Consider the following 6,409-nt stretch of genomic DNA (forward strand, 5'->3'; position numbering starts at 1 on the left):
TATCTATTCCTCTTCTCTTAAAAAATCTAATACATATTTATTGAATACTTCCGGTTTTTCCAAGTAACTGAGATGGCCCGCATCCGCTATTGTCTTCAAACGTCCGTCTTTCAGCCTTTCGACAATAATTTCCGACTCGCTGACAGGCGTCACCTGGTCCTCTTCTCCACAAATGACAAGAGTCGGAACCATAACTTTTGAATACTCATCCATTTGATTCAAGTGGTATAAACTGTTGGCAACTGATTTATAACCTGCCAGTCGGACTTCAGCCATAATGTTTTGCGCATATTCCAAAATTGAAGAATCTACATTTGCAGCGAGCAGTGCAGACGTTCTTTGTCTTGCTAATTCTTCTGGTGGAGTATTTTCTACGAGATCATGCCGAGCTTTTCTTTTCTTTATATTTTCTTCTTCATTGAGCCCAGCCGCTCCCCGGGTCGGTGCAGCAATCATCAATTTGGTAACCATTTCAGGAAATCTTATCGCAAAATCGATCGCAATTGCCGCCCCCATCGAATGCCCTAACAAATAAACTTCCTCTAATAGAAGATCATCAAGAAACTTCTTTAAATGATCCGCAAACTGGGAAAAATGTTGTAATTCTGGAACAGGGTCCGCACTTTGACCGTAACCGGGAGCATCCCAAGCAATTACCGTATAATCTTTCTTCAGCCCTTCCAATTGATGGATCCATGACTTCGAGTTATTTCCTAAGCCATGCAATAAGACAAGCGGTGGTCCACTTCCTTTACTGAGATAATGAATAGGCAGATCCACCAACTCCACTTTCGACATAAAACCCCTCCTCAAGCATTTTTATCGTTTTTTCTATGTTTTATCAATAAAACAAAGTTCCCGATATTAATATTAATTGTACGTACTTATTCTTCGTAAAGTCAAGCGACTCCTAAGTTCCAAACTGACTATTACCAAAATACACTATATTCAAATAACATCTTAAAACAATCAAAAAAGGAAATAAGAAGCGACCTCTTATTTCCCCCATCTATTATTGAAATAGTGAATCTACACCGTCATTACACTATAAGAAGGGAGACTTCTATCTTGAGATATTATTTTTCTACTACAAGTAGAAACGGTTCGTCTGCTACTTGTATCGAGTCTGTTGGACATCCCTCACAAGCATCTATAAGATCATCTACTAAATCTTCTCCTATTGGCGTAACACCTGTATTATCGTCGAGAATACTATAAGATAGCCCATCATCATCATAATCAAATATATCGGGGGCAGTAGCTCCACACGCACTGCAAGCGATACAAGTCTCTTGTTCTACTAATGTATACTTCTTCATATCGTGATTCCCCTTTCATCTTCTATTGTCAATTGCGCCTCCGCACAATTAGATTTATTTATGTCTTTCAATCTTGTGTAAAAAAACTAGATGAACTCGTTTACAAGTTCCCTAAAAAGTTCAGGTTGTAAATCGAGGTTCATATGCGCCAAGGGTTGCTCTGCATACCCTTTTACTAACTCTTGATAAGAAGGCTTCTCTTCTTGATAAACAATTCCAGTTACCAGGCTATTATGTTTCATTAAAGTGTTCATGGCCATTTCACGGTTGGAAGAATCATATCCTTCTAGATCACTCAATTTGGTCAAATTCTCTTTGAACCAATCATACGTATTCACTTTATTGTATGTGACACATGGACTATAGACACTAATAATTGAAAAACCTTTATGTTGTATTCCTGCTTCCACTGTCGCAGTCAATTCCTTAATATCCGCTGAGAAACATTGTGCCACAAAGCTAGCTCCACTAGTTATCGCCATCTCCATTGGAGATATTGCTTTTTCAATTGATCCTTCCGGTGTCGATGATGTAATAAACCCATCCTCTGAACGCGGTGATGTCTGACCTTTTGTTAATCCGTAAATTTGATTATCCATTACGATATAAGTAATATCCATATTACGCCGCATCGCATGAATCGTATGTCCAATCCCAATTGCAAAACCATCACCATCTCCTCCAGCCGCAACGACAGTAAGATCACGATTCCCCATCTTTACTCCTTGAGCAATCGGAAGCGCCCTTCCGTGGATTCCATGTAGACCGTATGATCTAATATAGCCTGAAATACGACCGGAACAGCCAATTCCAGAGATAACCGCCAGATCTTCTGGAGAAAGATTTAGATTAGCTGCAGCACGCTGGATCGCTGCTTGTACAGAGAAATCTCCACAACCTGGACACCAATTTGGCTTCACACCATTTCTAAAATCTTTAATTGTTGATGTAGACATGTTCTAACAACTCCTTGCTCGCATCGTAAATATGGTGTGGTTGGAATGGATCACCATCATATTTCAACATGCTTTGAATTTTATCGACATGACCAACATTCATTTTTATAATATTGGCAAGTTGCCCCGTCGCATTGCTTTCTGCAACAAGTACATGATCTGCCCCGACTATATAAGGCTTGATAGCTGCTGTCGGGAATGGGTGAATGAGTCGAATTTGCAAGTGATTTACGTTCAATCCTTCTTCTCTCAGACGGTGGACAGCTTCTTCAATAGCACCACGCGTTGCATTAAATCCTATTAGTAAAAGATCTGTTTCTGTTGTTGGAACATTCACTGTGATTGGATTTGGGAATCGTTCTGTCAAGTCGGATAATTTACGCATTCTTTTATCCATTTGTTGTTTACGATTACTTGCAGTTTCATTTGGTCTACCTGTTTCGTCATGCTCGACACCAGTTACATGATGAATGCCACCTTTCACCCCTGGAATCACACGTGCAGAGACACCATCGTCTGTTACTTCATAGCGTTTAAAATAGTCCTTTTCTTCCGTTTGTTCAATATCAGTTGTAATTAACTTCCCCCGTCGAATGTGTACTTTATCAAAATCAAAAGGTTCTACGGTTTGTTTCGCTAACGAAAGCTGTAAATCGGACAATAAAATAACAGGGCACTGGTACTCATCTGCAATATTAAATGCTTCTATCGTATCGTAAAAAGCCTCTTCAGCTGTACTTGGAGCAATGACAACCTTTGGAATTTCTCCATGATTCCCATAGATCATCGCCATTAAATCAGACTGTTCTTGCTTTGTCGGTAATCCAGTAGATGGCCCACCACGCTGTGTATCAACAACAACAAGAGGTGTTTCGGTCATGCCGGAAAGACCAATCGCTTCCATCATTAATGATAATCCAGGTCCAGATGAAGCAGTGAAAGAACGAGCACCCGCATAATTAGAACCGATTGCCATTGTCACAGCGGCAATTTCATCTTCTGTTTGAATGACTGTCCCACCGACTCTTGGAAGCTTTTTAATTAAATACTCCATAATATCAGAGGCTGGTGTGATTGGATATGCAGGCATAAAGCGAACCCCTGCTGTCAAAGCCCCAAGCGCAATCGCATCATTACCAATCAGAAACATCCGTTTATGAGTATTTTCAGCCTTTGCAAGATATAAAGTTGAGGCTTTTTCTCCAAGGCTTTTTTGCATATACATATACCCTTCTTGGATAGCCTTCATATTTTTCTGAACCATATCTCCGCCTTTTCTATTAAATATCTCTTCGATAACAACAGAGAAATCCTCAACCTCCAAATTCATAACGGCACAAGTAGCACCGATCGCTACCATATTTTTCATCAAAGAAGTGCCGAGGTCGGAAGCGATATCAGTAAATGGAACAGGATATAGTTCAGCCTTCGAGTCTTCCGGCTTCACTGGTTTAAATTTCGTATCAGCAATGATAACACCTTTTTCATGTAATTCAGGATAGTTTAGATCAATCGTTTCTTGATCGAATGCAAGAAGTATGTCTAAATTATCGGCAACTGCCTGGACTTTTTCAGTACTAACGCGAATTTTATTGTTCGTATGACCACCTTTAATTCTAGATGAAAAGTGGCGATATCCATATAAATAAAAACCGAGCCGGTTCAGAGTTTTGGAGAAAATCTCACCCGTACTTTCAATTCCTTCCCCTTGCTGTCCTCCCACTTTCCACGAAAGATCTGTTTTCATGAAATCTGCCCCTTTTAGCACGGTTACTGTTAAAATCATATAAGTTAACATTCAACCGCTGATTTTTGTCGATAAAATTACGATAGATAGCAATTCGGACAGTAAGCCGATAGTTATAGCCAAAATAACTTCAACATATATATTATCGTAAAACTTTATGCAAAGATTGCCGTACTATGTTTCGGTTGTAAACGTACATTCGGGTCAATGTACTGCTTTGCATTACTAACTGCGACCGGTGCCTCACCGAATCCAGTGGCAATCAGTTTTACTTTCCCTTCATACGTTGCAATGTCCCCCACAGCATAAATGCCAGGAATGTTCGTTTCCATTTTATTGTTAACGATTATGCAATTTTTCTCAATCTTCAATCCCCAATCTTTAATTGGACCGAGCGCGGAAACGAATCCATAGTTGACGATAAAGTCATCGACATCAATCACTTCACAGTTTTCAGTTTTAGGCTCTTCGATGACGATTTGTTTAATACCACCTTCATCTCCGATCAGTTCAGACGGAATATAAGGGGTTTTGATTTCCACACTGGATTTTTTCAAATTTTCCACGCTATGTTCGTGAGCGCGGAATTTATCGCGTCGATGGATGATGGTAACTTTTTTCGCAATCGGTTCGAGCATCAATGCCCAGTCGACCGCCGAGTCTCCCCCGCCACATACTGCCACTTCTTTATCCGTAAACCTATTTAAGTTGTCAATGAAATAATGAAGGTTTTTCCCTTCGAATTGCTCCGCGCCTTTAATCCCTAAGCGACGAGCTGCAAATGCTCCGTTCCCTGCCGTAATAATGATCGTCTTTGAAAAATGAATTTCTTGATTCGTTTGGAGTTTAAAAATCCCGTCTTCTTGACATTCCACCGTTTGTACAGCTTGCTCCAAGCAGATTGTCGTTGGGAACATATTCACTTGTTCCTTTAAATTATCGATCAATTCTTGGGCACGGACTTTTGGCAATCCAGCAATATCGTAAATATACTTTTCCGGATAGAGTACTGACAACTGGCCACCTAACTGAGGTAAACTTTCTATAATCTTCACACTAGCTTCCCGCATTCCTCCATAGAATGCAGTAAACAACCCAGCAGGGCCACCTCCAATTATTGTGATGTCGTATACTTTCTCATCGATTTTCATTTTAAATTCCTCACTTTCCTTCGATTGATGTCGATGCACCCTACCGTTAAGTAAAATATGAAACTATGTAATCAATTACGCCGAGGCGTAATTGCATCCAGATTAAGAACGCAAGTCATCTAGAGTTTGGATGACCTGCTAAACTGGATAATTAAAGCGCTATCATTTTGTCACTTTTAGAGATGAAAGTCTTCTATGGTAGACGCCTCTACATTCTGTGCAAAAATATTTTTTGATTAAAGATCAGTTGATCCATCGATAAATTAGCGGTCTGCCTGCGCAACAATCGCTTCTCTTTCTTTCGCACGCTCAATGCGAATTTTTTCAAGTTCGCTGCCTTCTGGATAAGTCGGTAGTTGTGGTTTTGCCGCACCTAGCATAACAAGCATCATCGCATCTTCTTTTCCATCGTTGCGGATACCACGCTGAATGCCGGGTGGTACGCTGACACAGTCGCGCTTATTCATTTTTATCTCATACTCTTTTCCTTCATACTCTAAAAGGACCGTCATTTCACCTTCCAAAATGAAGAACACTTCTTCTACGTCTGAGTGTAAGTGCAATGGGCCAATTGAACCAGCTGGTAAAACCATCGTGCTTAATGTGAAGTTATTTGCTTCAATTACATTTGAATCTTTGTTTGCTGTTGCACCACGTCCAATATAGCGCATTTGTGCACGGCGATATCTCGGATCTAATTCTTCTTGGAACTTTAAAACGTTCCAGTCCAACTTTCTATCTCCCAATCTCGCAATATATTTCTTTTCAAAATCCTCTACTGTTGTGAACTCCATGTTTTCTTCCTCCCTATTTTTAGACCTCTTGACGAAAACGCTTATTCAAAGAAGTCTTCTGTTTTATATAGAAAACAATGTTTCTATATGGTCATATCATACTTCTAAAAAAATTCATTGTCAACATAAAATTTAAAATCTTCTAATAATTAGCTTGGTGATTATTGAGATGCTATGAAAAGATCGAACATTATCCGAAGATTGTGTGACGGCATTTGTGGCTGGTGAATCCGTTTGAAACCGCAGTTATTCACTTGGATGGAGGATGTACATCTCGTGCTGCTCGTTCCGATAAATCAGATGTGGTGAAAGGACTCGACCAAGGTGCGGATGATTATATTACGAAACCATTTGACGAACGCGAACTCACAGCAAGAGTACGTGTGGCATTACGACGTACAGAAGAAGAAAATCAACCAAAGACCATTCAAGAAGGCCCATT

Annotated in this window: 6 protein-coding genes and 1 pseudogene; 1 reads left to right on the forward strand and 6 read right to left on the reverse strand. The window is 40.0% G+C overall.

Features of this window, described 5'->3' with window-relative positions; genetic code table 11:
- Positions 1-3: 3 nt before the first annotated feature.
- The 6 genes from CSV73_RS15180 to CSV73_RS15205 form a co-directional block, all read right to left on the reverse strand.
- Positions 4-798 (reverse strand): alpha/beta fold hydrolase, encoded by a 795-nt coding sequence (locus CSV73_RS15180; protein ID WP_085130866.1) that lies wholly within the window; start codon positions 796-798, stop codon positions 4-6.
- 278 nt (positions 799-1,076) lie between these two features.
- Entirely contained in the window at positions 1,077-1,319 is a 243-nt protein-coding gene (locus CSV73_RS15185; protein ID WP_085130867.1) for a ferredoxin, read from the reverse strand.
- Positions 1,320-1,405: 86 nt separating this feature from the next.
- Positions 1,406-2,275, reverse strand: coding sequence for a 2-oxoacid:ferredoxin oxidoreductase subunit beta (locus tag CSV73_RS15190; RefSeq protein ID WP_099628003.1), 870 nt, complete (start codon positions 2,273-2,275; stop codon positions 1,406-1,408).
- Positions 2,256-4,022 carry a 2-oxoacid:acceptor oxidoreductase subunit alpha gene (locus CSV73_RS15195; RefSeq protein WP_099628004.1) on the reverse strand — a complete coding sequence of 589 codons (1,767 nt, stop codon included), beginning with the start codon at positions 4,020-4,022 and terminating at the stop codon, positions 2,256-2,258. The genes CSV73_RS15190 and CSV73_RS15195 overlap by 20 nt, the downstream gene beginning before the upstream one ends.
- A 155-nt stretch (positions 4,023-4,177) precedes the next feature.
- A complete protein-coding gene (locus tag CSV73_RS15200; RefSeq protein ID WP_085130870.1) occupies positions 4,178-5,173 on the reverse strand; it encodes an NAD(P)/FAD-dependent oxidoreductase in 996 nt (331 codons plus the stop codon).
- A 263-nt stretch (positions 5,174-5,436) separates the two neighbouring features.
- The gene (locus CSV73_RS15205) at positions 5,437-5,967 is read right to left on the reverse strand and encodes a cupin domain-containing protein (protein WP_085130871.1); all 531 of its coding nucleotides are present in this window, start codon (positions 5,965-5,967) and stop codon (positions 5,437-5,439) included.
- 224 nt (positions 5,968-6,191) lie between these two features.
- Between CSV73_RS15205 and CSV73_RS15210 the strand changes: the two are divergent.
- Positions 6,192-6,409 (forward strand): annotated as a pseudogene (locus CSV73_RS15210) (hypothetical protein); the annotation flags it as partial.

The sequence above is a fragment of the Sporosarcina sp. P1 genome (genome assembly GCF_002743155.1).
Taxonomy (GTDB): domain Bacteria; phylum Bacillota; class Bacilli; order Bacillales_A; family Planococcaceae; genus Sporosarcina; species Sporosarcina ureae_B.

Bases quoted from the DNA above. Each gene is read 5' to 3' on its own strand.
- CSV73_RS15180 (WP_085130866.1), bottom strand. From the start codon at position 798: ATGTCGAAAGTGGAGTTGGTGGATCTGCCTATTCATTATCTCAGTAAA.
- CSV73_RS15195 (WP_099628004.1), bottom strand. From the start codon at position 4,022: ATGAAAACAGATCTTTCGTGGAAAGTGGGAGGACAGCAAGGGGAAGGA.
- CSV73_RS15185 (WP_085130867.1), bottom strand. From the start codon at position 1,319: ATGAAGAAGTATACATTAGTAGAACAAGAGACTTGTATCGCTTGCAGT.
- CSV73_RS15200 (WP_085130870.1), bottom strand. From the start codon at position 5,173: ATGAAAATCGATGAGAAAGTATACGACATCACAATAATTGGAGGTGGC.
- CSV73_RS15205 (WP_085130871.1), bottom strand. From the start codon at position 5,967: ATGGAGTTCACAACAGTAGAGGATTTTGAAAAGAAATATATTGCGAGA.
- CSV73_RS15190 (WP_099628003.1), bottom strand. From the start codon at position 2,275: ATGTCTACATCAACAATTAAAGATTTTAGAAATGGTGTGAAGCCAAAT.